This is a genomic window from Amycolatopsis sp. GA6-003 (genome assembly GCF_046267895.1).
Classification (GTDB): Bacteria; Actinomycetota; Actinomycetes; order Mycobacteriales; family Pseudonocardiaceae; genus Amycolatopsis.
The window spans coordinates 6,236,632-6,261,040 of the sequence record NZ_CP176499.1 but is presented as its reverse complement, the minus strand read 5'-3'; the positions used below and the strand labels follow the sequence as shown (position 1 = coordinate 6,261,040).

Genomic DNA, 24,409 nt, shown 5'->3' with positions numbered 1-24,409 from the left:
GCCCGGAGGCCCCCATTCCCACTGTGCTGATCATCGACCTGCTCGGCGGCGCCTACCAGCACTCCTCCGCGCCGGATTTCACCGCTGATTCGCGCTACACCGTGCGTGCGCTGTCGATGATCGAGCCGGACGCGGCGACCGTGCAGGCCGCGCACGCCAAGCTGTTCGCTCCGCTGGATCCGATGTCGACTGGACGGTTGCGGAGCTTCGTCTACGGACAGCCTCTGGGCTGACTGTGCCGATCATTGCTAATCCGACCGCAGTCACGGCCTAATGGCTTCGTGGCAACGGTTACGTGCCAAGTGGGGGGTCGGCCTACTTTTGGTCGGATTAGCAACTCAGCGTTCGAGAACGAAGACCGGGATCACGCGCTCGGTCTTCTTCTCGTACTCCGCGAAACCCTCCGCGTGCTCGACCATCTTGGCGTACAGCCGGTCGCGCTCGGCGCGGTCGGTCACGAGCTTCGCCGTCGCCGGGAACTTGTCGGTGCCGATCTCGACCGTGACCGACGGGTTCGCGACGAGGTTGTGGTACCAGTCCGGGTTCGTGTCCGCGCCGCCCTTGGACGCGGCGATCACGATCCGGTCGCCGTCGGTGGTGTACACCAGCGGGCTGACCCGCTGTTTGCCGCTTTTCGCGCCGGTGTGCGTGAGCAACACCATGTTCTTGCCCTCGAACATGCCGCCGACCTTGCCCGCGTTCGCGCGGAACTCGTCGATGATCTGCTGGTTCCAGTCCGACATCGGAAAACTCCCTGTTTGATGATGTAACAACGAACCTAGGATCGCGCGAATCGGGCTGTCAACACACGCGCAGGTACTGTCGCGGCATGGCCATCGAATCCGGCCCGACCGTCGAGGACGGGGTCCGCGAACTGCTGCTTCTGATGCCCCGCCTCGTCGGGCGCGCGAAGCGGACGCCGCCGCCTCCGGAACTCGGCGACGTGACGCTGGCGCCGCGGCATTTGTCCCTGCTGGCCTACCTGCTGTTCGACGGCCCCATGACGGTCAACGAACTCGCCGGACGGCTCGAAATCGCACCCACCACAGCGAGTCTGATGATCGGCGACCTGTCCCGGCAGGGCGTGCTGGAACGCACCGAGGACCCGGACGACCGGCGGCGCACCATCGTGAGCATCCACGCGGACAAGCGCCCAGCCGTCGACGCTTGGCTCGCGCGAGGGGCGAAGGCGTGGGAGGCGGCGTTGGCGCCGTTGAGCCCTGGCGAGCGGGCGTTGGTGATCAGGACGTTGAAGGCGTTTGAGGAGTACGGGTCGTGAGTGCCTATCGCGGTTAGAACCGGGATAGGCACTCACGACTCAACCTGGGAGGCTAGCCACCGTGCCTGCGGTCCCGCGCATTTCCGCGGCCACGCCGCGTCGTGCTGGTACCACCAGGCCTCGCAGGCCCGCCCGTCCGGCAGCGTGTACTGCGGCGGTCCCGGCACCCGGCGCAGTCCGGCCGCCTCCAGCGAACGGCCGCTCGCGACATTGCCGACCTCCGCGCCCGCGCGCACCCGCGAAAGCCCGAGATGCTCGTGCGCCAGCACCAGACCGGCGGCGAACAGGTCGCGGCCGAATCCCTGTCCGCGATATCCCGGCGCGAGATAGCCGCCGGTTTCCGGGCCGCCGTCCTCGCCCGCGTGCACGCTGACCAGACCGGCGCAGCGGCCGGCCACGAGATCGATCGCGACGACGTCCACCGAATGCGGATCCGGCGTGGTCCAGTCCGGTCCGGTCCCGGGGACGACGCGCAGCGCCTCGCCGCGCATCGGCTCGGCCACCACGGACTCCGGAAGCCAGCCGAGCCAGCGCTGCGCGGCCGGATCGCTGCCGCCCGCGACCGCCGCCGCGTACTCCCACGCGGTGGGGGTGCGGAAAAGGAACCGGCCGAACGCGAAGGCGTGTCCCCGGCGGTCGCAGGTGCGTTTCGCCATCAGCCGTCCGCGGCGGGTCAGCCGGCTCACCAACGGTGCAGTGCTCACAAACGCCATCGCGCCGGAAATGCTACCCCTCGCCTGGCGCCGATCCGCGGCCGATGTGCGCGGAGAAACCCGCCGCGGCTGCGGCCGGATTGGCGGCGAACGGCACGGTATGGTGACCGGGTGACGGCCGTACCGGAAGCAGCCGATGCCGACGGCGGGCGCGCGGCCCAGCCCCGGCACCTCATCGTGTCGGTCTACGGCGTGCATCACCAGGCGGGCGGCGAATGGCTTTCGGTCGCCTCGCTGATCGACCTGCTCGCCGCGGTCGGGGTCGACGAGCCCGCCGTGCGGTCGTCGATTTCCCGGCTCAAACGGCGCGGGGTACTCGAAGCGGTGCGCCGCGACGGAGCCGCCGGGTACGAATTGTCCGGTACCGCACTGGATTTGCTGCGCGAGGGCGACGAGCGGATCTTCCGCCGCGACCGTGCGAAGCTCGCCGACGGCTGGCTGCTCGCGGTGTTTTCGGTGCCGGAAGCCGAACGGCACAAACGGCATGTGCTGCGGACGCAGCTGTCGCGGCTCGGTTTCGGCACCGCGTCCTCGGGCGTCTGGATCGCGCCGGCGCACCTGTACGAGGTCACCGTCGGCACGCTGGAGCGACTCGGGCTCACCGAGTACGCCGACGTGTTCCGTGCCGAGCACCTGGCGTTCGGCGATCCGCGCGAGAAGGTGCGCGAGTGGTGGGACCTCGACCAGCTGGACGAGCTGTACACGGCGTTCCTCGAGGAGCACGAACCGGCGCTGCGCCGGTGGCAGCGCCGCCGCACGACGCCCACCGACGAAGCGTTCGCCGATTACCTGCGCGTGCTCACCGGCTGGCGGCGGATGCCGTACCTCGACCCCTGCCTGCCCGCGGAATTGCTACCCGCGGGCTGGTCCGGCATCCGCGCTGCCGAGGTGTTCTTCACGCTGCACGACCGGCTCGAGGAAGCCGCGCGCACGCACCTGCGGCAGGTGCTCAGCGGTTGACCACCGCGTAGCCCTGCACTTCCACCAGCGCCTCGACGTCCCACAGCCGGTTCACGCCGATGCCCGCCATCGCCGGGTAATCCGCGCCCACCAGCCGTTTCCACACGCGGCCGATCTCGCGCGCGTGCGCCTTGTAGTCGTCCATGTCGACGATGTAGACGGTCAGGCTGCACAGGTCCGCGGGCTCGCCGCCGGCCGCGCGCAACGCGGTGAGCAGGTTGCCGAGCGCGCGCTCGAACTGTTCCACGACGCCGTCGCCGACGATCCGGTTGTCCGCGTCCAGCGCGGTCTGCCCGGCGAGGAACACCAGCCGGCCCTGTGCCGCCACCGCGTGCGAGAACCCCGATGGCGTGCCCAGCTCGGGGGGATTGATCCGCTCCATGCCGGGAGCCTAACCCATCTATCGTCTTCTTGACGACCGTATGGCAAACGACATACCCTGGGTCGCGTGCGGATTTCAGTAGTCGGCGGCGGGCCTGCGGGCCTCTACTTCGCCGTGCTCGCGAAACAACTCGGCCCGGACCACGAGATCACGGTCTGGGAGCGCAACGCGCCGGACGACACGTTCGGCTTCGGCGTCGTTTTCTCCGACGAGACGCTCGGCGGCATCGAACACGCCGACCCGGCCGTGCACGAGGCGATGAGCCGGGAGTTCGCGCGCTGGGACGACATCGACGTGCACTACCGCGGCACCGTGTCGACCTCGGGCGGGCACGGTTTCGCCGCGATGAGCCGCAAACGGCTGCTCGCGATCCTGCAGCAGCGGTGCCGCGAAATGGGCATTGATGTCCGTTTTCGCAGCCTCGCGCCGGATCCCGCCGAGCTGGCCGCTTCTTCGGACCTCGTGGTCGCGGCGGACGGCGTGAATTCCGCGGTGCGCACGACGTTCGCCGAGTCCTTCCGGCCGTCTGTCGAGACCCGGCAGTGCCGCTATATCTGGCTCGGCACCGACCTCGTGTTCGACGCGTTCAAGTTCTACGTGCTCGAAACTCCGCACGGCGTCATGCAGGTCCACGGCTATCCGTACGGCCGGGACGGCAGCACCTTCATCCTGGAGATGCACGAAGACGTGTGGCAGCGGGCATTCGGCCCGATCGCCGCCACCGGACTCGGTCCGGGCGAAAGCGACGAGAAGTCGATCGAGCTGATCCGCGAGCTGTGCGGCGACATTTTCGACGGACATCAGCTGCTGGCCAACAACTCCAAATGGACCACCTTCGGCACCGTCCGCTGCGAGAACTGGGTCCACGACAACGTCGTGCTGCTCGGCGACGCGGCGCACACCGCGCATTTCTCGATCGGCTCCGGCACCAAGCTCGCCATGGAAGACGCGCTTGCGCTCGCCGCGTGCCTGCACGAACAGCCGGGCGTCCCGGAAGCCCTTGCCGCATATGAAGAAGAGCGACGTCCGGTGGTCGCTTCCACGCAGCGTGCGGCGCAGGCGAGCCTGGAGTGGTTCGAGAATCTGGCGCAGTACACGCATCAGGAACCAGAGCAGTTCGCGTTCAACCTCCTTACCCGCAGCCGTCGGGTCACCTACGACAACCTGAAACTGCGGGACAAGGAATTCGCCGCCTCGCTGGATCAGTGGTTCGCCGATTCGCTCGGCACTTCCGTCGCGCCGCCGATGTTCCAGCCGGTGCGGATCGGTTCACTGGAATTGCCGAACCGGATTGTCGTGTCGCCGATGGACATGTACTCCGCGGTCGACGGCGTGCCCGGCGAATTCCATTTGGTGCACCTGGGAAGCAAGGCACTCGGCGGGGCCGGGATGGTGATGACCGAGATGATCTGCGTGTCCGCCGAAGGCCGGATCACGCCGGGCTGTCCCGGGCTTTACACCTCCGAGCAGGAAGCCGCGTGGAAGCGGATCGTCGATTTCGTGCACCGCGAAACCCCGGCGAAGATCGGGTTGCAGCTGGGGCATTCCGGCCGCAAGGGCTCCACGAAACTGATGTGGGAAGGCATTGACGACCCGCTGCCGGAGGGCAACTGGGAGGTCTGCGCGCCCTCCGCGCTGCCGTACTCGCCGAACAACCAGACGCCGCGCGAGCTGACCGTCGCCGAACTGGGCGAGATCCGGGACCAGTTCGTGTCGGCCGCCGAAGCCGCCGCGCGCGCCGGGTTCGACCTGTTGGAACTGCACTGCGCGCACGGCTATCTGCTGTCGTCCTTCCTGTCTCCGCTGACCAACCACCGCACCGATTCCTATGGCGGCTCCCCGGAAAACCGGCTGCGCTTCCCGTTGGAAGTCTTCGACGCGGTCCGCGCGGTGTGGCCGGCCGACCGTCCGCTGACCGTCCGGATCTCCGCCACCGATTGGTTCGAGGGCGGCAACGACGCCGACGAAGCCGTGGCCATCGCGCAAGCCTTCGCCGAACACGGCGCGGCTGCCATCGACGTGTCGACCGGGCAGGTGGTCAGCGAGGAGAAACCGAAGTTCGGCCGCAGCTACCAAACGCCGTACGCGGACCGGATCCGCAACGAGGTCGGCCGTCGTTATGGCACCGCGGTGATCGCCGTCGGCGCGATTTCCTCTTACGACGACGTGAACTCGCTCATCCTGGCGGGCCGGGCCGACCTGTGCGCGCTCGGCCGCACCCATCTGTTCAATCCACAATGGACTTTGCACGCGGCCGCCGCTCAGGGATATCCGGTGCCGTGGCCGAAACAGTGGGCAGCGGGCAAACGTCCGCCGCAAACCGGCCGGACCGACGGCCCGGAGCCGCGACTCGACCTGGTCCGCACCGGCGGCCACCAGACCGCTCACGCCCGCTGGCGACCGGAGGACGCCCGATGAACGCTTTCGCTTTCACTCCGGAGCAGGCCGCGTACGCCGCGTCCGTCCGGAAAATCGCCGCGGAACAACTTGTCGAACTGGCCGCCGCCGGTGCCGAAGGGGCGGTCAACCGTCCGTTGCTCAAGGCCATGGGTTCGCACGGCTTGCTCGCCCGGCTGTTTCCCGGCGTCGAAAGTGGACAGCCGACCCGGCAGGCCGCCGCGACCGATCTGTGCCTGTTGCGGGAAGCGCTCGCCACTCAAAGCACCGAAGCCGAGACTGCCTTGGCGTTGCAGGGCTTGGGCAGTTACCCGGTGCTCCAGTCCGGTTTGGACGAACAGGTCCAGCGCTGGCTCCCCGCCGTCGCCGCCGGGGACGCCGTCGCCGCCTTCGCCCTCACCGAACCGGATGCCGGGTCCGACGCCGCCGCCCTGCAGCTCGCCGCCGAACCAGACGGAGACGGCTGGCGGCTCACCGGCACGAAAATGTGGATCTCGAACGCCCCGGAAGCCGATTTCTACACGGTTTTCGCCCGCACGACTCCTGACGCCGGTTCACGCGGTGTCAGCGCCTTCGTCGTCCCCGGCGACCGCGCCGGACTCAGCGGCGAGCACCTCGACCTGGTGAGCCCGCACCCCATCGGCACGGTGGTATTCGATGGCGTCCGGGTAAACCGCGATGAACTGCTCGGCGAGGAAAACCGCGGTTTCGCCGTAGCAATGCGGACTTTGGACCTCTTCCGGCCGAGCGTCGGCGCCTTCGCGGTCGGTATGGCACAAGCCGCCCTCGACGCGACCGTCGAGTACACAGCTTCGCGCGAGGCATTCGGCGGTCCCTTGGTGAAGCAACAGACTGTCGCACACACGTTGGCCGAAATGGCGACGCGGACGGAAGCTAGTCGGCTGCTGGTGTACGCCGCCGCGGCCGCGTACGACGCGGGCGAGCAGAACTTGGCCGGTCGCGCGGCAATGGCGAAGTTGTTCGCGACCGAAACCGCGCAATACGTGGTGGATCAAGCAGTCCAATTGCACGGCGCGCGAGCACTGCGGCGCGGGCATTTGCTGGAACACCTGTACCGCGAGGTCCGGGCACCACGCATTTACGAAGGCGCGTCCGAGATCCAGCGGACGATCATCGCGCGGTCCCTGCAACGGCGCGGATGAGCTGGCGCCGTCCGCCGGCGTTCTCCCCAGCGGACGGCAACCTGTTCAGCCAGGTTCACACACTCGCGCGGCGTTTCGGTTTCCGGTCCAGCCACAGCTGCGCCGCGATCAGCGCGACCGTCCAGCTCACCCACGCGCCGAGCGCCGCGACCGACTGCCCCAGCGCGATCTCGCTGCCGCCGAACGTGGTGGCGAGCTGCGGTGCCAGGAGGGGCATCGCGAGCGCGCCGATGAGCCGGTTGAGAATGATCGACATCGTCAGCGCGAAACTGCGGACCATCCAGCGCCGGTGATCGCCGAACCGGCGTTCGCGAGCGGCGCGGTAGCCCGCCCAGGTCGCACCGAGCCACAGCACCGCGAGCAGCACGTCACTGGCCCGCGTCACCGGCCCGAACGGCGTCGCCGCGCCGATCGTCAAAGCCAGCAGCCCGGACGGCAGCACTCCGGCGAACACGTACGCGCGGCCGGAATAGCGGTGCAGCACCGGGTGCTTCCGCCGGATCCACGGCCAGACCTGCAGCAGCGCGGTCACCATCGCGATCGACCCGAACACCACGTGCCCCACCAGGAACAGGTAGTGCGCGGGGAAGGTCGAGGGCACCCGCGACCGCGTCGGGTCGAAGGCCAGGTACGGCGGCAGCGAATAGGCCAGGAACGCGACCACCACCAGCCCCAACGGCGCTACCCAGGGGCGGTGCCACCAGCGCTTTCCCGGCTCGACCCGTACCGTTCGCTCCGCTGCGGGCCGCACCCGCGGTGGTCGAAGATCCGTCCCCGCCGTCATGATCGCCTCTCTCCGTCGTCCGTTCTCGGCTGGCACTTCCGAACGTAAGACGGGTACCCCCGGCGAACCATGGGGCCGGCTGGCGTCAGTGCGGTGGGGGCAGCCTTACCCTCGGCCAGGTGACCCGCGACAGTGCGTGACCATCGCGGACCATTGCCGCAGAGGTCCAGACCAGGCATACTTCTCCTACTTTGTTGCCCGCCACAACAAAGCACTCCCTCGTTCAAGGTTCCTCCCCGAAACCGAGGTGACCGCGCATGTCCAGTTTCCTCAGCCGGCTCCCCGCCGCACTCGCCGCCGCCGCGCTGCTGGCGCTCGGCCTCCAAGCCGCGCCAGCCGTTTTGGCCCCTCCCACCGCGGCGGCCGCGGACAGTTTCACCGACGATTTCAACGGCCCGGCCGGCACCGCCGCCGACGCGTCGAAATGGACCTACGAAACCGGCGACAACAACGGCAACAATCACGAACGCCAGTGGTACACCGCGGGTGCCGCCAACGGCGCGCTCGACGGCCAAGGCCATCTGGTGATCACCGCGAAACGCGAAAACTCCGGGCACACCTGCTGGTACGGCGCCTGCCAGTACACCTCCGCGCGGCTCAACACCGCCGGGAAGTTCAGCCAGGCCTACGGCCACGTCGAGACCCGGATGAAGATCCCGCGCGGCCAGGGAATGTGGCCCGCGTTCTGGATGCTCGGCGGCGGGAATTGGCCCGGCGACGGCGAAATCGACGTCATGGAGAACATCGGCCGCGAACCGAACACCGTGCACGGCACCATCCACGGTCCCGGCTACTCCGGCGCGGGCGGCATCGGCGCGGCGTACAACGGCCCGGTCTTCGCCGACGGTTTCCACACCTACGCGGTCGATTGGTCGCCGAACAAAATCGTCTGGTCGGTCGACGGAAACGCATACCAGACCCGCACTCCGGCCGATCTGAACGGCAACCGCTGGGTCTTCGACCATCCGTTTTTCCTGATTTTGAACCTCGCGGTCGGCGGCGACTGGCCCGGCGATCCGGACGGCAGCACGCAGTTCCCGCAGCAGCTGGTCGTCGACTACGTGCACGTCACCACGAGCAGCACCGGCGGGTCGAGCGGCCGGATCATCGGCATCGGCGGCAAATGCGTCGACGTGCCTTGGGCCAATCCGGCGAACTTCACGCAGCTGCAGATCACCGACTGCAACGGGAACGCCGCGCAGAACTGGACTGTCGGCAGCGACGGGACCCTTCGCGCGCTCGGCAAGTGCATGGACGTCAAGTACTCCGGCACCGCCGACGGCACGCCGGTCCAGATCTACGACTGCAACAACAGCGACGCACAGCAGTGGGTGGTGACCGCGGCGCACGACATCGTCAACCCGCACGCGAACAAATGCCTCGACGCGGCCGGGGTCAGTTCGGCCAACGGGACGAAACTGCAGCTGTGGACCTGCACCGGCAACGTCAACCAGAAATGGTCGGTGAACCAGTAGCGTCCACTGTAGACACGATGGAAAGCGGCGGGCCGTAACCTCCCCCCGGTGGCCACGGCCCGCCGCGAACGCCGCGCGGGCCGGGCGGGAACCAAGGTCTGCCGCCCGGCCGCCTGCCGCTCTCCGCGCGTCGGCTGGGGGTCCCGGCGCCCGGGGCGGCGCTCTCACACGGCCCACTGCCGAAGGTAGCCAGCCCGCGCGAGCAGTGGCGCCTTCCGGGGGCAGGAGGGGCCGAACGGCCATTCTCGCTGCCTTCCGGGGCAAACCGGCCAGTTCCGGCTGAACCTCTCAGTGCGTCTCGGACAACTCCGCGTAAGCCTCGACCAGCTGCGCCTCCGCGTCGTCGAGGTACTCGGCGAGCATCTCCGCAGTGGCGATCCCGTCGCCGGTCGCGAGCACGGCCAGGATTTCGTGGTTGCGCGGCAGATACCGCTCATGGAAACGCCGCGGGTCGGCCATCACGTGGAACACCAGCCGCAGCTCCGCGGTGAGCGCCTGCATCAGCTCGACGATGCGCTCGCTGCCGGTGAGCGCCACCAGCTCCGCGTGGAAACGGATGTTCGCGGTTCCCAGGTCCTGCCACTGCGCCTGCTTCGCCGCGCGATCGCCGTCCGCGACGGTGCTGGCGATCTTCTCGTACGACGCCGGCTTCTCGGTCACGTCGCGGACTGCGGCGCACTCGATGAGCTTGCGGACGCGGTAGATGTCCCGCACGTCCTCGACGCTCGGGACCCGCACGAAGACCCCGCGGTTCAGCTCGTGCACCAGCAGCCGTTCGTGTGTCAGCAACCGGAAGGCCTCACGGAGCGTATTGCGCGAAACCCCGAGCGCGCTGCCGATGTCCTGCTCCGAAAGCCGTACCCCAGGCCGGAAATAACCCTCGGAAACGCGCGTGCGCAGCACGCCCGCCACTCGTTCCGCGGTACTCGTCCGGCCGAGCAGGCCGCGATCCGCTTCCAGGCCCATCGGCTCTCCGTCGGTGACCACGTCGCCCAGCGTAGCCATCGGACGGTGAACAATAAAATGAGGGACTTGTGGAATTGTTGAACGATCCGTACGGTAGCGGCCATGTGACTCGTGCCACCATGAGTTCGTCCCCCTTGTGAGGTGCCCTATGAACGTCAACGTCGCCGACGGCACCGCGAACGCGGCCCGCCCGTTCGGCTGGTACCGCTCGCTCGGCCGCAAGGGCCGCCGCGCCTTCCTCGGCGCGTTCGGCGGCTACGGCCTCGATTCGTTCGACTACCAGACCCTCCCCTTCGGCCTGGCCGCGATCACCGTCTACTTCGGCATCACCTCCGGCGAAGCGGGCCTGCTCAGCACGGTCACGCTGGTCGTGTCCGCGATCGGCGGCGTCGGAGCCGGCGTGCTCGCCGACCGCATCGGCCGCGTCCGCACGCTGCAGCTGACCATCGCGATGTACACGATCTTCACCGTGCTCTGCGGGTTCGCGCCCAACTTCGAGACGCTGCTGATCTTCCGCGGCCTGCAGGGCCTCGGGTTCGGCGGCGAATGGGCGGTCGGCGCCGCGCTGGTCGCCGAATACTGCTCGGCCCAGTACCGCGGCCGCACGGTGGCGTTCGTGCAGAGCGCGTGGGCGGTGGGCTGGGGCCTGCTGGTGATCGTCTACACCGTGCTGTTCAGCGTGCTCGACCAGGACATCGCGTGGCGCGTGCTGTTCTGGGTCGGCGTGCTTCCGGCGCTGCTCGTGCTGTGGGTGCGGCGCAGTGTCGAGGACGCGCCGGAGGCGGCCGCGCGCCGGGTCTCGGCCAAGGTCAAGGGCTCGCTCATTGGGATTTTCCGGCCGAACCTGCTTCGCACCACGGTGTTCGCCGCGCTCCTCGCGACCGGCGTCCAGGGCGGTTACTACACGCTGTTCACCTGGATGCCGAAGTACCTGCAGAGCAGCCGCGGCCTGTCCGTGGTCAACACCGGCGGCTACTTCGCACTGCTGATCCCGGGCGCGTTCATCGGCTACGTCTGCGGCGGCTACCTCACCGACCTCCTCGGCCGGAAGAAGACCTTCCTGCTGTTCTCCGTCGTTTCCGCGCTGCTGATCGTGCTGTTCGTGCAGCTGCCCTACGGCGCGAACGGCCTGATGCTGCTGATCAGTTTCCCGCTCGGCTTCTCGACTTCGGCGATCTTCAGCGGCTTCGGCGCGTACCTCGCCGAGCTGTACCCGACCGAGCTGCGCGCTACCGGACAGGGCTTCACCTACAACTTCGGCCGCGCGGTCGGCGCCGCTTTCCCCGCGGTGGTGGGCTTTCTCGGCGCGGGCGGCGCGATCGTCCTCGGCGCCGTCGGTTACGCGATCGCCGCGGTAGCCCTGCTCGGGCTGCCCGAAACGCGAGGCAAGGAACTGGTGGAAGGATGACCACTTCTTACGACCCGTCGACGCTCACTCCGGCCGAGGCCCGCGCGCTCTTCCGCGCCGGCACCGAACGCCCGACCACCGGCTGGGCCGACGGCTACGCCCAGACCAACCTGATCGCCGTCCCCGCGGACTGGGCCGACGACGTCCGCGAGTTCTGCGCCCGCAACCCGCGGCCGTGCCCGGTGCTCGACGTCAGCGAACCCGGCGACCCGACCACGCGGCTCGCGCCCGGCGCGGACCTGCGCACCGACCTGCCGCGCTACCGCGTCTGGCACAACGGCACGTTGACCAGCGAAATCACCGACGCCACCGGGGTGTGGCGCAGCGACCTGGTCGCGTTCTCCATCGGCTGCAGCTTCAGCTTCGAGACGTTGCTGCGCGCGGCGGGCATCCCGTTGCGGCACGTGGAGCAGGGCCGCAACGTCGCGATGTACGTGACGAACCGGCAGTGCGAACCGGCTGGCCGGCTGAGCGGTCCGATGGTGGTGTCGATGCGGCACATTCCGGAAACCCAGGTCGAGGAAGCCGTGCGGATCACCGCCGCGATGCCCGCGGTGCACGGTGCTCCGGTGCACGTCGGCGACCCGGCTGAGCTGGGCATCGCCGACCTCGCCCGGCCGGATTTCGGCGATCCGGTCGACGCCGCGCCCGGCGACGTGCCGGTGTTCTGGGCGTGCGGCGTCACCCCGCAGGCGGCGCTGATGGCGTCCCAGCCGCCGTTCGCCATCACGCACGCGCCGGGGTACATGTTCTTGACCGACCGGCCCGATCGCGACTACCAGGTGGGATGACATGGACCTCAACAGCGACCTCGGCGAAGGCTTCGGCGCCTGGACCATGGGCGACGACGAAGCCATGCTCGACATCGTGACCAGCGCGAACATCGCGTGCGGCTTCCACGCGGGCGACGCGCGCGTGATGCGCCGGGTGTGCGAACGCGCGGCCGAACGCGGCGTCACGATCGGCGCGCACGTCGGCTACCGCGACTTGGCCGGCTTCGGCCGCCGCGCGCTCGACATCGCGCCGGAAGACCTCGCGGACGAAGTGCTGTACCAAATTGGCGCTCTCGACGCCTTCGCGCGTGCGGCGCACAGCTGCGTGCGTTACGTGAAGGCGCACGGCGCGCTGTACAACACCGCAGCTGTCGACCCGGAGCAGGCAGCTGCGCTTGTCGAAGGCGTACGGCGCTATCACACCGATTTGGCCCTGCTGTGTCCTCCAGACTCCGAAATGCTGCGCGCGGCTCAAGCGGCGGGAGTGCCCGCGTACGCAGAAGCGTTCGCCGACCGCGCGTACACGCCTGAAGGACGACTGGTGTCGCGCAAGCTGCCGGGCGCGGTGCTGCACGACGCCGACGAAGTCGCCGCGCGGGCGCTCACCATGGCGACCACCGGCGAGGTCGTCGACGCCGAGGGCGGCAAGCTCACGTTGCGGGCGGATTCCCTTTGCGTGCACGGAGATACGCCCGGCGCGGTCGAGCTGGCCCGGCGGATTCGCGAGCTGCTCACCGAATCCGGCGTGGTGTTGAGGTCATTCGTGTGAGCCAGATGAGCACTGTGTTGCGCTACGGCCGTTCCGCGTTGCTGGTAGAGGTCGACGACGTGCTCGGGTTCCAGGCGGCCTGCGAAGCCGCCCAGCCCGAGGGCGTTGTCGAACTCGTCCCCGCCGCGCGCACCCTGCTGGTCCGGTTCGACCCAGCCCGCACCGATTCCGCCGCTTTGACTCGGTTGCTCGCTTCGCTGTCCACTGTGGACGTCTCCGAGCATTCGGCGGACACCGTAACCCTCCGGGTGCGCTACGACGGCGAGGACCTGGCGGACGTCGCCGAGGCCACCGGCCTGTCGATTTCCGAGGTGGTGCAACGGCATTCGGCGGCCACCTACGTCGCGGCGTTCTGCGGTTTCGCACCCGGTTTCGCCTACCTGACCGGCCTCGATCCGGTCTTACACCTGCCGCGCCGCCGCACGCCGCGCACGCGCGTGCCAGCGGGTGCGGTGGCGATCGCCGGCGAGTACAGCGCGATCTACCCGCATCCGTCGCCGGGCGGCTGGAACCTGCTCGGGCACAGCGACGCGCCGGTGTGGGACCTCGACCGGGAGCAGCCGAACCTGCTGGTCCCGGGCACCCGAGTGCGGTTCGAGGCGATTCGGTGACCGGGAAAATCGAGATCCTCGCGCCCGGTCCGTTCGCGACCGTGCAAGACCTCGGCCGTCCCGGATACGCGGCCATCGGCGTCGGCCGTTCCGGCGCGGCCGACCGGGGTTCGCTGAAGCTGGCGAACCGGCTCGTCGGCAACCCGGAAACGCACGCGGCGCTGGAGGTCACCCTCGGCGGCCTGCGGCTGCGCGTTTCCGAGCACACGATTGTCGCGGTCACCGGCGCGCGGGCGCCGATTCGCGCTGGTGGACGGGCCGCCGCGGTCGGCGCGCCGATCCAGCTGCGCCCAGGAGACGAACTCGAACTCGGCGTCGCGTCGCTTGGCCTGCGCAGCTACCTCGCGGTGCGCGGCGGGATCGACGTGCCGCCGGTGCTCGGCGCGCGGGCCACCGACACGCTGGGCAAACTCGGTCCGCCGGTCCTCGCCGCCGGGATGTCGCTGCCGATCGGTTCGGTGGTGCGGCGCGCCCCTTGCGTCGACCTCGCCCCGTTGCCGCAGCTCGCGGAAGAACCCGTGCTGCGCCTGGAACCCGGGCCGCGGCTGGACTGGTTCACGCCCTCCGCACTGTCCACTTTGGTCACTGGCGGTTACACCGTGACCAGCGACCTCGACCGCGTCGGCGTCCGGTTCGACGGTCCCGCGCTGACCCGCGCCCGCGTCGGCGAACTGGCCCCGGAAGCCGCCGTGCCCGGCGCGCTGCAGGTGCCGCCGTCGGGAGTGCCGATCCTGTTCCTGGCAGACCATCCGGTGACCGGCGGCTACCCCGTCGCCGCGGTGGTGGACGAGGACGACCTTGACCTCGCCGCGCAGCTCCGGCCGGGGCAACGGGTCCGGTTCACTGCCCCGACACCCGCAGGGTCAGGTTGAGCCGCCCGGTCAGCCCAAGATCCGGATCCGCCGTGCCCGGCAACGTTTTCGGCACCCCGTGGAACGCCAGCCGCGAGGGGCCGCCGAACACGAACAGGTCGCCCGAGCGCAGTTCGAGATCGGTGTACGGCCGGTTGCGATGCTCGGTGTTGCCGAACCGGAACACGCACGTGTCGCCGAGGCTCAGCGAGACCACCGGCTCCGTCGAAAGCTCGTCTTTGTCCTGGTGCATGCCCATTTTCGCGGTGGCGTCGTAGTAGTTCACGAGCGCGACGTCGGGCTGGTAGCCGTCGGCTGGCCGGTCGTAGGCGTCGGCGAGCGCGCGGCGGCCGAGGTCGGCCAGCCAGTCCGGGAACGGCTCCACCGGCGAACCGTCCTCGCGCAGCCGGTCGTAGCGGTAGGGCCGCCACTGCCAGCCGAGACAGACCGTGCGCACCGACATCACGCCGCCACCGGGCAGCCGGGTCGACCGATAACCGCGCCAGCCGCGACAGGCCGTGACGAGGTCGCGTTGTTCTTCGCCGGTAAGCCAATCCGGAACGTGCACGGCCCCAGGCGCGATTTCCCGGCGCGGACGCGGCAGCAGCTCCATCACGCCGTCCCGCAGCCGATGGCCAGTACAACTCGGTCTCGCATTCGTCACCCGAACTCGACGACGGTCACCCCGGCCCGGGCAGGCACTGGTTCACTCATCGCAGCAAGGGCCGCCGGCACCTCGTCCAGTCCGATCCGCGTTCCGATCAGCCCGGCCAGGTCGATCCCGGACCGCTCCACGACGCCGAGCAACTCCGGGTACTCGTACGCCTGCAGACCGTGAATTCCGACAATCTCCAGCTCGCCGCCGACCACCCGGTGCATCGGAATCGGCGGCACCCCCTGACTGGGCGGCATCAATCCGGCCTGGACGTGCCGGCCGCGCTTGCGCAAGCTGCCCACCGAAGCCGCACAGGTGGCCGGGGAGCCGAGACAGTCGAGCGACACGTGCGTACCGCCTTCAGTGCGCTCACGGACGTACGCCGCCAACGCCTCCGGCCCGTCGAACGCGCTGGCATCGACGCTCAGCACGGCGCCAGAACGCTCCGCCAACGCGCGCGCCTGCGGCGAGACGTCTACCGCGACCACCTTCGCGCCGGCAGCGGCCGCCAGGAGAACCGCGGAGATGCCTACGCCGCCACAGCCGTACACCGACACCCACTGCCCCGCGCGTACGCCGCCCTGGCGCAACACTGCGCGGAAGGCCGTCCCGAAGCGACAACCGAGCGCAGCAGCTTCCGCCGAGGACATCGAGTCCGGCAACGCGACCAGGTTCGGCTGAGCGTGCTCGATGGCGACCAACTCGGCGAACGAGCCCCAGTGGGTCGCGCCGGGCTGGAACTCGTCGTCGCAGATTTGCTGGTCGCCCTTGGCGCATTGCGCGCAGACGCCGCACGCGCACACGAACGGGACGGTCACCCGGTCGCCCTTCGCCCAGCCCTTGACGCCCTCGCCCACCTCGACGATCCGCCCGGCGAGTTCGTGCCCGGCGACGTGCGGCAGCCGCACCGCCTCGCCGTGCCCCTGCCAGGTGTGCCAGTCGCTGCGGCACACGCCGGTCGCTTCGACCGCGACGACGACCCCGCCGTCGGGGGTCACCGGATCCGGTACTTCCCGCACTTCCGGGAGCACGCCGAACTCTTCGATCACGACCGCACGCATGGGTCCGATCGTAGAAGCCGCCGCGCTCCCGGACGCGTCGCGTCCTCCCCGCCTCGCGAACCGGCCCGGGAGAACGCGGCGGACGCGCAGCCGTCGGGAACGCCCGCGCGCTTCGCCGTCCGCCGCGGCCGGGCGCGCTCAGGGAAGCGGCTGGTCCGGCTGATGGAACTGGCCGCGCGGACGCGGCGGACCGAGCAGCCTGCGCAGCGACCCGTCCGGGACGCCGAGGATCTGTTCGAGATTTCGCAAGGCCCGCAACGATTCCGGGCGTTCCGGACGGCAGCGCCCGGACTGCCAGTGGCTCAACGTCGCGAGACTGACCGTGGTTCCCCTTCCCCGCAGCCGATATCTGATGCGTTCCAAGCCGAGCCCGCGGGCCCGGATGGCCGCGCGCAGCGCTTCGGCGAACGGGCCGGTTTCGAGCAATTGCCCGAGATCCCGCCCCGTGTTACTCCCCCGGTCGATCGTCGGTGTTCGCTGACCGGTCATCGCACACGCTCCGAACCACGTCGCTGGGAAACCTCGGAGCGTAGGCCGGACCCCGCATGATCGGAAGGGCTTTCACCCTTGTGCGGACAGTGCCCTGGCGATCGCGGCGAACGGTTCCGCATAGCCGGAATTGACCGTGACACAGGAAATCCCCCACCGCTCGCGCCAGCGGAGAAGCATTTCCCCGGCGGCGTCAGGGTTTTCCGGCACCACGGTGACGGCTTTCTCTTCGACCAGCTGCGGCACGTCGACCCCGGTGTAGCGCGCGATCTGCGGGGAAGGCTTGTCCCCGACCGCGGTCAGGTTCACCGCCAGTTCGACGTCGCGGTCTCCCGCGAACGAGCGAAAGGTGTCCACAATGGAGTCAGCCTGGTCCTCGGTCGTGCGCGGACCCCAGGAAAACGTCACGACGTCGGCGGTGCGCGCGGCGAGCGCGAGCATTTTGGGCCCGGAACCGGCGAGCAATAGCCGGGGCCGCTCGGGGCGCTGCGAAAGCACCTCGACGGTGTCCGCCAACCGGGCGACGCGTTCGCCCGGCGAAAGGAACTCGCGGCCCAGCGTCGCGGCGTGCCTGCCCGCGCCGGGATGGCCGACGCCCAGCCCCAGCAGGAAGCGGCCGCCAGTCGCCTGATGCAGCGAATCGGCCTGCCACGCGAGGTTCCGGGCGTCGCGGAACGGATCGGCCAGCACGAAGGTGCCGACGGTGAGCCTGCTCGTGACCGCGGCGGCGGCCGGAACGAGCGTCAACGGGTCGAGCCCGCCGACCGGGTCGGTCGCGAACATCGTGTCGAACCCGAGTTCCTCGATCCGGCGGGCCTGCGCGGTCCAGGACTCCAGATCCGGGGCGTATCCGGTGACGATGCCGAAGCGGAACGGCTTGGTAGTGGTCATGCCGCCCATCGTCGGCGGGTTCGCCGCCGCACACATCCGCCCGGCGGCGACACTCGCGCGTACGCTCCTCAGCGCAGAGTGACCGACAATGCCTGCGCGATCTCCTTGCCGATGGCGTGCGTGGCGGCGTCCGGCGGCTGGCCGACCTTGACCACCATCGGCCCGCCGAACGGCTGCCGCTCGACCACCTCGATGCGCTCGCCGAGGCCGATCGCGTGCTCGGTGAGGTAGCGCAGCAGGTCCGGATCGGTGTCCCAGACGCGGACGATCTCGCCGACCGCACCGGGCGGCAGGTCGTCCAGGATGCGCATCGGAAGCTCCTCGACGCTCCCGTCCGGGGCCGGGATCGGATCGCCGTGCGGATCGCGAACGGGATTGCCGAGCTTGGCCGCGATCCGCTCGACGAGCCGATCGGAGACGGCGTGTTCGAGCGCGTCGGCCTCGGCGTGCACCTCGTCCCAGGTGTAGCCGAGTTCGGAGACCAGGTACGTCTCGATCAGCCGGTGCCTGCGCAGCACCGACCGCGCGAGCTGCCGCCCCTCGGGGGTCAGCTCGATGCCGCGGTAGGGCACGTGCGCGACCAGGCCGAGCTGAGAAAGCTTCGTCACCATGCCCGACGCCGACGACGGACTCACCTCAAGCCGCCCGGCCAGCGACGCGTTGGTGACCGCCTCGCCCCGTTCGACCAGCCCGTAGATCACCCGCACGTAGTCCTCGACCGACGACGACCTCCGGACGGAACCATCTCCCATGCCGCATACGATACGGGGCCGGGCCCGCCGAGGTCGGCCGGTCGGGACCGCTGGGTGGTTCCTTCGTGTCTCCTTGGGCCGGTGCCTGTCCCGGTGGCTTGGGCGGGCTGGTTTGTGGTCGGTCGGGGGAGCTGCGGTGCGGTTCTGCTCGTTTGGACAGGTGTTTCCTCGCCGGTAAGCGGGAGCGACGCTGCGGTTCTGCTCGCCCGGCCAGCTCCTTCCCCGCCGGTCAGCCCGAGCGACGCTGCAGTTCCGCTCGCCCGGCCAGCTGTTTTCCTGCCGGTCAGCGGCGCGGCGCTGCGGTCCTGCTCGCCTGGCAGGCTCTTTCTTGACCGGTCAGCGGGAGCGGCGCGGCGATCTCGCTCGCCCGGCCAGCTCTTCCCGCCGGGCGGGACCGCTGGCGGATCTGTCCCGGTCTCCCGGTCAGCTGCTGTCCCGATCGCCTGGCCAGCTCTTTCCCCGCAGGTCCGGCGTTTCCCCGGCTGGCCCGGCGCTTTCTTCTGGTCCGGCTGCCAGGCACCGTCCTGTCAGGGCCGCCAGCGGTAACGAATCCAGCCCGGCACTGGCTCCGCGCCGAGCTGCGCGTAGAACGCCTCCGCCTTCTCGTTGCCCGCCTGCATGTCCCACTCGACGCGCCCCGTCGTGCGGGCGCGCAGCGCGTCGAGCAGCTCCCTGCCCAGCCCGTGCCTGCGGTACTCCGGACGGATGAACAGATCGTCGAGCCAGATCCCCGGACGCCCCTCCCACGTGGAGAAATTCCAGCTGCAGAACGCGAACCCGGCGACGACGTCCGGCCGCCCCGGCGGCGTGCACATCAACACCCAGGCCTTGGGTTCCGGACCGAACAGATGGCCGCTCATCTCGGCGCGGTCGAGTTTGAGGTCGTGCTTGTCCTCGTAGACCGCGTGTTCCTCGATAAGGCTGCAAATCTCCTCGACGTCCTCGAAGACAGCGTCACGAACGGGCATCGAGCGCCCCTTTCTTGTCGGTGGTGGCGGCTACGGTGCAGGTATCAGAGCAGTGCAAGAGAAGTCCGGCGCGGCGGAGCCGGTATGGAGCGTCACGAGATGGAGAGGTCGGTGGTTGATGGCCGGTGAACCGACAACTGAATAAGCCGATGGGTCGGCGAGGGCGGACACGCTCACCGACGGTCGGCGAGGCGCGAGACCGATCGCTGAAGGACGGCTAGCCATCGGGCGATGGGGTGCGCGCGAGCTGGTCGGGCAGGGGTGAAGTGCCCGCGAGCGAACCGCCGAGCGGTCGCGAGCACGGGAACCGAATGCCGACCGTGCGGGCACACGCAAGCCAGCGTGCGAACGCTCGCGAGCGCCCGAGCCAGCCAACCAGCGGTCAAGCGCGAGCGAACGAACCACCAAACGCCCGCGCCCACCCCAACCACCCGCCGAGTGGGCAGGCACGCGCAAGCCACCCGCCAAGCAACCCACCCCGCCAGCCAACCGCAACACCGCCACCCCCATCACGACGCCTCGTAAAGGAGTTCTCCACCCACCGCCGTGCCGAGCACCCGGACGTCCTCCACAGTGGACAGTGGATCCGCGGACAGCACCACAAAATCCGCGAGCTTCCCCGGCTCCAGGGTGCCGAGGTAGCTCTCCGCGAAGGTGGCGTAGGCCGAACCGTAGGTGTAGGCGCGCAGGGCCTCCGCCGGGGTCAGCGCTTCCTCCACCGAGAACGGGTGGCCGGTGGACGTTCGGCGGTGGACCATGTCGGCGAGGCCCAGCAGTGGGGCGCCGTTGACGACCGGGCGGTCTGAGCTGGCTGGCAGGACGCATCCGGCGTCGACGATGCTGCGGAGGCGGTAGCACCACGGCACCCGCGCTTCGCCGAGGGCTGCGCGCATTCCGTCGCCCAGTTCGTTGACGAACCGGCCCTGCGGGGACGCGATCAGGCCCAGCGAAGCCAGCCTGGCCAGTTCCGCGGGCGGGAGCACGGCGCAGTGCTCGATGCGGTGCCGGTGGTCCGCACGCGGGGTGGCGGCGAGGGCGGCTTCGTAGGCGTCGAGGACGACCGTGATGGCTCGGTCGCCGATGGCGTGGGTCGCGATTTGCCAGCCGGCGTCGTGGGCTTGGCGGATGGTGCGCGTCAGCTCTTCCTCGGGTACCTGGAAGTAGCCGCGGTTGTCCGGTTCGCCGTCGAACGGTTCGTGCATCGCGCACGTACGGCCGACCAGCGAGCCGTCGGCGAAGAGTTTCATCGGGCCGATCCGCAGCCATTCGTCGCCGAGGCCGGTGCGCAGGCCCAGGTCCAGGCCGAAACCGGCGCCGTCGGGCAGGTCGTGCAGGACGCTCGCGGCGACCATCACCGTGCTGCGCACTCGCAGGACGCCGCGTTCGCGTGCGAGCTGGTACGCGGCCAGTTCCGCGGGCGTCTCGCCGACCAGGCCGCCTCCGATTCCGGCTTCCTGGACGCTCGTGATGCCCTCGGACAGGTACTGCCGGCTCGCCCGGTCGAGGCCGCGGACCACCGACTCAAGCGGCGTCGGGTACGTCAGCGGGCGCAACAGCAACTGCGCCTGCTCGCGCAACAGGCCCGTCGGCGAGCCGTCGGCGGACCGGACTACGTCGCCGCCGACCGGGACGTTCGCGAGGTCCAGCTGGTCCAGCACCGCGGAGTTGACCAGCGTCATGTGGCCGGACGTGTGCTTGAGCCGCACGAGCATGCCGGGCGCGGCGCGGTCGAGGCCGTGCCGGTCCGGGTGTTCGCCGCGGGCCAGTTTGTTCTGGTCGTAGCCGCTGCCGACGACCCAGCTCCCGGCGGGCAGCTCGGCCGCGCGCCGCGCCACCGCGTCGTACACCTCGTCGACGCTGCGGCAGTCGCTGAGCGGCACGTCGTCCAGGCCCATGCCGAACCAGGCCATGTGGTTGTGCGCGTCGTGGAAGCCGGGCGCGACGAAACCCCCGCCGAGATCCACCCGGCGGCGGGCGGAAAGCGAGCGCGCGTCGTCGCCCAGCGCCACGATCCGGCCGTGCAGCACCGCCAGCGCGGTGTCGCCGGTGACCAGCCTGGCGTTCTCGTACACCGCGTCAACCTGCATGCCTTCGACACTATCGATCGATCGATCGAACGTCTAGGCTCCCCTCCATGAGCACCGTTGACCTGGCCGTCGAGGGCGGCATCGCGCAGATCCGGCTGAACCGGCCCGAGCGGCTCAACGCCGTCGCGCCCGTGCTGGTGGACGACTTCCTGACCGCGCTGGAGGAGGTCGCGCACAGCGACGCCCGCGTCGTGCTGCTGTCGGGCAACGGCCGCGCCTTCTGCGCCGGCCACGACCTGAAGGAACCCACCCCCGAGGGGGACTCCCGGGCGCGGCTGGAGCGGCTCCAGGACGTCACGCGCCGGCTGCGTGCGCTGCGTCAGCCGACCATCGCCGCCGTGCACGGGTACGCGATCGGCGCGGGCGCGGAGTTCGCGCTGGGCTGCGACCTGATCCTGGCGGCCGAGGACGCGGTGTTCGGGTTCCCCGAGGTATCGCTGGGGCTGAGCGTCACCGGTGCCGCGTCGAGGCTGCTTCCGCTGCTGGTCGGGCCGGTCAAGGCGAAGGAACTCCTGCTGCTCGGCGACCGGTTCGACGGCAGGCGCGCGCACGACCTCGGCCTCGTCAACGCCGCCGTGCCGTCCGACGAGCTGATGCCGCTCGCGCTCGGCTGGGCGGAGAAAATCGCGCATCACCCGCCGGAGGCCGCCACGATGGCGAAGCGGGCGCTCGACGCCGGGATCGACCACGCCTTCGATTCGGCGCTCGAACTCGAGGTCACCCACGCGTTGCTCACCGAGCACTCGGCCGCCGTGCGCGAGTCGACCGAAGCGTTCCGGAGCCGGGCGTGACCCCGCTGCAGAACGTCGACACCCTGGTCGCGCTGGTCACGCGCGCCGCGCAGCTCTGGCCCGAACGCACCGCGTGGATCTTCGACAGCACCGGCACGCGCTTCACCTTCGCCGACGTCGACGACCGCAGCGGACGCCTGGCGAAAGCACTCCAAGACCAAGGCGTCCAAGCCGGCGATCGCGTCGCGGTGATGCTGCGCAACGAGCCGGAATTCCCGCTCATGTGGCTCGCACTCGCCAAACTCGGCGCGGTTCTGGTGCCGGTGAACATCAACTACCGCGAATTCGACGGCGCGCACGTCCTGCGCCACTCCGGCGCGCGGCTGGCGGTAGCCGCCGAAGAGTTCGTGGAACTGCTGGAGAAAATCGCGCCGGAAACGGCCGTCGAACGCGTCCTCACCCCGGACGCGCTGCGGTCGGAAACGCGTTACGAACCGCAGTCGGTGGTGGCCGAACAACCGGTCAACATCCAGTACACCTCGGGCACTACCGGCGCGCCGAAGGGCTGCGTACTGCCGCACCGGTACTGGACCACGCTCGCGATCGGACTCGCCACCGGCTTCCCCGCCGTCGGCGAAGACGACGTTCTGCTTACTGCACAACCATTCCACTACATTGATCCACAGTGGAACGTCGCGCTCGCGCTCGCCGCCGGGGCGACGCTCGTCGTGCTGGACCGCTTCCACCCCTCCACGTTCTGGGAGAAAGTCCGCGAGCACGAGGTCACCTGGTTCTACTGCCTCGGCCTGATGCCGACGCTCCTGCTGCGCCAGCCGCCGCATCCGGACGACCGCAACCACCGCGTCCGCGCGATCAGCGCGTCGGCGATCCCGCCTGACCTGCACGCTCAGCTGGAACAGCGCTGGGGCGTGCCGTGGTACGAGGCGTTCGGGATGACCGAAACCGGCGGCGACCTCCGGGTTTCCGAGTCCGATCACGACGCCGCGGTGGGCACCGGCTGCATCGGACGGCCGACCCGCGACCGCGAAGTCATGATCGCCGGAGAAGACGGCAAACCGTTGCCGCGCGGGGAAACCGGCGAACTGCTGATCCGCGGCATCGGGCTGATGCACGGCTACCACGACGATCCCGAAGCGACCGCGCGCGCTTTCGCCGGCGGCTGGTTCCACACCGGCGACCTGGCGCGGATGGACGCCGAGGGCCGCGTCTACTACCTCGGCCGCACCAAGGACATGATCCGGCGCAGCGGCGAGAACATCTCCGCCGACGAGGTCGAACGTGCGCTGCTGCAGCATCCGAAGGTGCAGCTCGCGGCCGTGCTCGCGGTGCCGGACGAGCTGCGCGGAGAGGAAGTGAAAGCGTACGTCGTGTGCGGCGAGGACCGGCCGGCGCCCGAGGAGCTGGCGGAGTTCTGCGCGCAGCAGCTGGCGTACTTCAAGGTGCCGAGGTTCTGGACGTTCGCGGACGACCTGCCGCGCACGCCGTCCGAACGCGTCGCGAAGGGCGAACTGCGGAAGGCCGCCGACCTCCGCGCCGGTTCCTGGGACCGCAGCACCGGGGAGTGGCTGTGAGCAGCGGAGAGCGGGTCCGGGCGGCAGCCGTGAAACTGTTCGCCGCCAAGGGTTTCCACGGCACAGGCATCCGGGATCTGGCCCAGGAAGCCGAACTTTCTTCGGCGACCCTGTATCACTACATGGGCACCAAGGAAGATCTTCTGGTCGAGATCATGACGACGTCGCTGCGCCGCCTGATCGACGCGGTCGCGAAGGCCACCGCGGGCAGCGACGATCCGGTGGCCCGGATGCGCACGCTGGTCGCGCTGCACGTCCTCGCGCACGCCGCCCAGCCGGGCGAAACCCGGGTGGTGGACAACGAAGTCGACGCGCTTTCGGCTCCGGCGCGTGCCCGGGTCGTCGCGCTGCGGGACGAATACGAGCAGTTCTGGGCGAAGGCGATCGAGGACGGCGCCGCGGCAAACGTGTTCCACACCGCACACCAGACCGTGACGCGGCTCGCATTGCTGGAAATGTGCAACGGCGTGGCCCGCTGGTATTCCCCGAAGGGCCCGCTCAAGCTCGAAGACCTGGCCACGCACTACGCCGAGCTGGCATTGCGGGCGCTCGGGCATCCGGTCGCGGTGCGTGCGCACGACCTCCGGCAATGCCTCGAAGTGGTCGCCCAGGTGTGGGACTTGCCTGTCCAAGAGGGCTTTTAGCGCCATAC

25 protein-coding genes are annotated in these 24,409 nt (G+C 69.6%); 13 read left to right on the top strand and 12 right to left on the bottom strand.

The genetic code is table 11. The features are described 5' to 3' along the window. Positions 1-338: 338 nt before the first annotated feature. Positions 339-743 (bottom strand): nitroreductase family deazaflavin-dependent oxidoreductase, encoded by a 405-nt coding sequence (locus tag F9C12_RS28460; protein ID WP_409184842.1) that lies wholly within the window; start codon positions 741-743, stop codon positions 339-341. An 86-nt stretch (positions 744-829) separates the two neighbouring features. On the opposite strand from F9C12_RS28460, the gene F9C12_RS28455 reads away from it, so the two are divergent. Next, positions 830-1,279, top strand: a complete 450-nt coding sequence (locus F9C12_RS28455) for a MarR family winged helix-turn-helix transcriptional regulator (protein ID WP_409184841.1) — start codon at positions 830-832, stop codon at positions 1,277-1,279. 32 nt (positions 1,280-1,311) lie between these two features. Here F9C12_RS28455 and F9C12_RS28450 read toward each other — a convergent pair whose 3' ends face one another. After that, the gene (locus F9C12_RS28450; protein ID WP_409462391.1) at positions 1,312-1,992 is read right to left on the bottom strand and encodes a GNAT family N-acetyltransferase; all 681 of its coding nucleotides are present in this window, start codon (positions 1,990-1,992) and stop codon (positions 1,312-1,314) included. A 111-nt stretch (positions 1,993-2,103) separates the two neighbouring features. On the opposite strand from F9C12_RS28450, the gene F9C12_RS28445 reads away from it, so the two are divergent. Beyond that, complete coding sequence (locus tag F9C12_RS28445) at positions 2,104-2,952, top strand: PaaX family transcriptional regulator C-terminal domain-containing protein (protein ID WP_409462390.1); 849 nt, start codon at positions 2,104-2,106, stop codon at positions 2,950-2,952. On the opposite strand, the gene F9C12_RS28440 is transcribed toward F9C12_RS28445, so the two are convergent. Next, positions 2,942-3,334 carry a RidA family protein gene (locus F9C12_RS28440; protein ID WP_409184838.1) on the bottom strand — a complete coding sequence of 131 codons (393 nt, stop codon included), beginning with the start codon at positions 3,332-3,334 and terminating at the stop codon, positions 2,942-2,944. The genes F9C12_RS28445 and F9C12_RS28440 overlap by 11 nt on opposite strands. Positions 3,335-3,400: 66 nt before the next feature. Here F9C12_RS28440 and F9C12_RS28435 point away from each other — a divergent pair, with 66 nt between their 5' ends. Continuing rightward, positions 3,401-5,752 carry a bifunctional salicylyl-CoA 5-hydroxylase/oxidoreductase gene (locus tag F9C12_RS28435; RefSeq protein ID WP_409462389.1) on the top strand — a complete coding sequence of 784 codons (2,352 nt, stop codon included), beginning with the start codon at positions 3,401-3,403 and terminating at the stop codon, positions 5,750-5,752. Beyond that, positions 5,749-6,894, top strand: coding sequence for an acyl-CoA dehydrogenase family protein (locus F9C12_RS28430; RefSeq protein WP_409462388.1), 1,146 nt, complete (start codon positions 5,749-5,751; stop codon positions 6,892-6,894). The genes F9C12_RS28435 and F9C12_RS28430 overlap by 4 nt, the downstream gene beginning before the upstream one ends. Positions 6,895-6,949: 55 nt before the next feature. On the opposite strand, the gene F9C12_RS28425 is transcribed toward F9C12_RS28430, so the two are convergent. Then, a complete protein-coding gene (locus tag F9C12_RS28425; RefSeq protein ID WP_409467088.1) occupies positions 6,950-7,561 on the bottom strand; it encodes a DUF2306 domain-containing protein in 612 nt (203 codons plus the stop codon). 374 nt (positions 7,562-7,935) lie between these two features. Here F9C12_RS28425 and F9C12_RS28420 point away from each other — a divergent pair, with 374 nt between their 5' ends. Then, positions 7,936-9,153: an RICIN domain-containing protein gene (locus F9C12_RS28420; protein WP_409462387.1), complete on the top strand. Its 1,218-nt coding sequence runs from the start codon at positions 7,936-7,938 to the stop codon at positions 9,151-9,153. A 288-nt stretch (positions 9,154-9,441) separates the two neighbouring features. On the opposite strand, the gene F9C12_RS28415 is transcribed toward F9C12_RS28420, so the two are convergent. Further along, positions 9,442-10,158: a GntR family transcriptional regulator gene (locus F9C12_RS28415; RefSeq protein WP_409184834.1), complete on the bottom strand. Its 717-nt coding sequence runs from the start codon at positions 10,156-10,158 to the stop codon at positions 9,442-9,444. Positions 10,159-10,267: 109 nt separating this feature from the next. Between F9C12_RS28415 and F9C12_RS28410 the strand changes: the two genes are divergently transcribed. The 5 genes from F9C12_RS28410 to F9C12_RS28390 are packed head-to-tail and all read left to right on the top strand — an operon-like array spanning position 10,268 to position 14,552. Continuing rightward, a complete protein-coding gene (locus F9C12_RS28410; RefSeq protein WP_409184833.1) occupies positions 10,268-11,527 on the top strand; it encodes an MFS transporter in 1,260 nt (419 codons plus the stop codon). Further along, complete coding sequence (locus F9C12_RS28405; RefSeq protein ID WP_409184832.1) at positions 11,524-12,318, top strand: putative hydro-lyase; 795 nt, start codon at positions 11,524-11,526, stop codon at positions 12,316-12,318. Before F9C12_RS28410 ends, F9C12_RS28405 begins: the two co-directional genes overlap by 4 nt. 1 nt (position 12,319) lies before the next feature. After that, entirely contained in the window at positions 12,320-13,069 is a 750-nt protein-coding gene (locus F9C12_RS28400; RefSeq protein ID WP_409184831.1) for a LamB/YcsF family protein, read from the top strand. A 5-nt stretch (positions 13,070-13,074) separates the two neighbouring features. Then, complete coding sequence (locus tag F9C12_RS28395; protein ID WP_409462386.1) at positions 13,075-13,680, top strand: 5-oxoprolinase subunit B family protein; 606 nt, start codon at positions 13,075-13,077, stop codon at positions 13,678-13,680. Further along, positions 13,677-14,552 carry a biotin-dependent carboxyltransferase family protein gene (locus tag F9C12_RS28390; protein WP_409462385.1) on the top strand — a complete coding sequence of 292 codons (876 nt, stop codon included), beginning with the start codon at positions 13,677-13,679 and terminating at the stop codon, positions 14,550-14,552. The genes F9C12_RS28395 and F9C12_RS28390 overlap by 4 nt, the downstream gene beginning before the upstream one ends. On the opposite strand, the gene F9C12_RS28385 is transcribed toward F9C12_RS28390, so the two are convergent. From F9C12_RS28385 to F9C12_RS28355, 7 genes are all read right to left on the bottom strand, one after another. Beyond that, positions 14,521-15,144, bottom strand: coding sequence for an alpha-ketoglutarate-dependent dioxygenase AlkB family protein (locus tag F9C12_RS28385; protein WP_409462384.1), 624 nt, complete (start codon positions 15,142-15,144; stop codon positions 14,521-14,523). The two genes, F9C12_RS28390 and F9C12_RS28385, sit on opposite strands and share 32 nt — an antisense overlap. 47 nt (positions 15,145-15,191) lie before the next feature. Next, positions 15,192-16,247 (bottom strand): alcohol dehydrogenase catalytic domain-containing protein, encoded by a 1,056-nt coding sequence (locus tag F9C12_RS28380; protein ID WP_409462383.1) that lies wholly within the window; start codon positions 16,245-16,247, stop codon positions 15,192-15,194. A 138-nt stretch (positions 16,248-16,385) separates the two neighbouring features. Beyond that, positions 16,386-16,736 carry a transcriptional regulator gene (locus tag F9C12_RS28375; protein WP_409462382.1) on the bottom strand — a complete coding sequence of 117 codons (351 nt, stop codon included), beginning with the start codon at positions 16,734-16,736 and terminating at the stop codon, positions 16,386-16,388. 72 nt (positions 16,737-16,808) lie between these two features. After that, entirely contained in the window at positions 16,809-17,627 is an 819-nt protein-coding gene (locus tag F9C12_RS28370; RefSeq protein ID WP_409184826.1) for an LLM class flavin-dependent oxidoreductase, read from the bottom strand. A 68-nt stretch (positions 17,628-17,695) separates the two neighbouring features. Continuing rightward, complete coding sequence (locus tag F9C12_RS28365) at positions 17,696-18,379, bottom strand: metal-dependent transcriptional regulator (RefSeq protein ID WP_409184825.1); 684 nt, start codon at positions 18,377-18,379, stop codon at positions 17,696-17,698. 527 nt (positions 18,380-18,906) lie between these two features. Then, complete coding sequence (locus F9C12_RS28360; RefSeq protein WP_409184824.1) at positions 18,907-19,347, bottom strand: GNAT family N-acetyltransferase; 441 nt, start codon at positions 19,345-19,347, stop codon at positions 18,907-18,909. Positions 19,348-19,856: 509 nt separating this feature from the next. Then, positions 19,857-21,434, bottom strand: coding sequence for an amidohydrolase (locus tag F9C12_RS28355; RefSeq protein ID WP_409462381.1), 1,578 nt, complete (start codon positions 21,432-21,434; stop codon positions 19,857-19,859). A 47-nt stretch (positions 21,435-21,481) separates the two neighbouring features. Between F9C12_RS28355 and F9C12_RS28350 the strand changes: the two genes are divergently transcribed. From F9C12_RS28350 to F9C12_RS28340, 3 genes are read left to right on the top strand one after another with little or no spacing between them, the layout of a single operon-like run. Beyond that, positions 21,482-22,225 (top strand): enoyl-CoA hydratase/isomerase family protein, encoded by a 744-nt coding sequence (locus F9C12_RS28350; RefSeq protein WP_409462380.1) that lies wholly within the window; start codon positions 21,482-21,484, stop codon positions 22,223-22,225. Next, positions 22,222-23,757: an ATP-dependent acyl-CoA ligase gene (locus F9C12_RS28345; RefSeq protein ID WP_409462379.1), complete on the top strand. Its 1,536-nt coding sequence runs from the start codon at positions 22,222-22,224 to the stop codon at positions 23,755-23,757. The genes F9C12_RS28350 and F9C12_RS28345 overlap by 4 nt, the downstream gene beginning before the upstream one ends. Then, positions 23,754-24,401 carry a TetR/AcrR family transcriptional regulator gene (locus F9C12_RS28340; RefSeq protein WP_409184820.1) on the top strand — a complete coding sequence of 216 codons (648 nt, stop codon included), beginning with the start codon at positions 23,754-23,756 and terminating at the stop codon, positions 24,399-24,401. Before F9C12_RS28345 ends, F9C12_RS28340 begins: the two co-directional genes overlap by 4 nt. Positions 24,402-24,409: the final 8 nt, after the last annotated feature.

What these genes read in the sequence shown, in the direction of transcription:
- F9C12_RS28430 (WP_409462388.1), top strand. Translation starts at nt 5,749, where the DNA reads ATGAACGCTTTCGCTTTCACTCCGGAGCAGGCCGCGTACGCCGCGTCC.
- F9C12_RS28400 (WP_409184831.1), top strand. Translation starts at nt 12,320, where the DNA reads ATGGACCTCAACAGCGACCTCGGCGAAGGCTTCGGCGCCTGGACCATG.
- F9C12_RS28420 (WP_409462387.1), top strand. Translation starts at nt 7,936, where the DNA reads ATGTCCAGTTTCCTCAGCCGGCTCCCCGCCGCACTCGCCGCCGCCGCG.
- F9C12_RS28350 (WP_409462380.1), top strand. Translation starts at nt 21,482, where the DNA reads ATGAGCACCGTTGACCTGGCCGTCGAGGGCGGCATCGCGCAGATCCGG.
- F9C12_RS28360 (WP_409184824.1), bottom strand. Translation starts at nt 19,347, where the DNA reads ATGCCCGTTCGTGACGCTGTCTTCGAGGACGTCGAGGAGATTTGCAGC.
- F9C12_RS28440 (WP_409184838.1), bottom strand. Translation starts at nt 3,334, where the DNA reads ATGGAGCGGATCAATCCCCCCGAGCTGGGCACGCCATCGGGGTTCTCG.
- F9C12_RS28365 (WP_409184825.1), bottom strand. Translation starts at nt 18,379, where the DNA reads ATGGGAGATGGTTCCGTCCGGAGGTCGTCGTCGGTCGAGGACTACGTG.
- F9C12_RS28385 (WP_409462384.1), bottom strand. Translation starts at nt 15,144, where the DNA reads ATGGAGCTGCTGCCGCGTCCGCGCCGGGAAATCGCGCCTGGGGCCGTG.
- F9C12_RS28355 (WP_409462381.1), bottom strand. Translation starts at nt 21,434, where the DNA reads ATGCAGGTTGACGCGGTGTACGAGAACGCCAGGCTGGTCACCGGCGAC.
- F9C12_RS28370 (WP_409184826.1), bottom strand. Translation starts at nt 17,627, where the DNA reads ATGACCACTACCAAGCCGTTCCGCTTCGGCATCGTCACCGGATACGCC.
- F9C12_RS28405 (WP_409184832.1), top strand. Translation starts at nt 11,524, where the DNA reads ATGACCACTTCTTACGACCCGTCGACGCTCACTCCGGCCGAGGCCCGC.
- F9C12_RS28415 (WP_409184834.1), bottom strand. Translation starts at nt 10,158, where the DNA reads ATGGCTACGCTGGGCGACGTGGTCACCGACGGAGAGCCGATGGGCCTG.
- F9C12_RS28380 (WP_409462383.1), bottom strand. Translation starts at nt 16,247, where the DNA reads ATGCGTGCGGTCGTGATCGAAGAGTTCGGCGTGCTCCCGGAAGTGCGG.
- F9C12_RS28460 (WP_409184842.1), bottom strand. Translation starts at nt 743, where the DNA reads ATGTCGGACTGGAACCAGCAGATCATCGACGAGTTCCGCGCGAACGCG.
- F9C12_RS28450 (WP_409462391.1), bottom strand. Translation starts at nt 1,992, where the DNA reads ATGGCGTTTGTGAGCACTGCACCGTTGGTGAGCCGGCTGACCCGCCGC.
- F9C12_RS28375 (WP_409462382.1), bottom strand. Translation starts at nt 16,736, where the DNA reads ATGACCGGTCAGCGAACACCGACGATCGACCGGGGGAGTAACACGGGG.
- F9C12_RS28455 (WP_409184841.1), top strand. Translation starts at nt 830, where the DNA reads ATGGCCATCGAATCCGGCCCGACCGTCGAGGACGGGGTCCGCGAACTG.
- F9C12_RS28395 (WP_409462386.1), top strand. Translation starts at nt 13,075, where the DNA reads ATGAGCACTGTGTTGCGCTACGGCCGTTCCGCGTTGCTGGTAGAGGTC.
- F9C12_RS28410 (WP_409184833.1), top strand. Translation starts at nt 10,268, where the DNA reads ATGAACGTCAACGTCGCCGACGGCACCGCGAACGCGGCCCGCCCGTTC.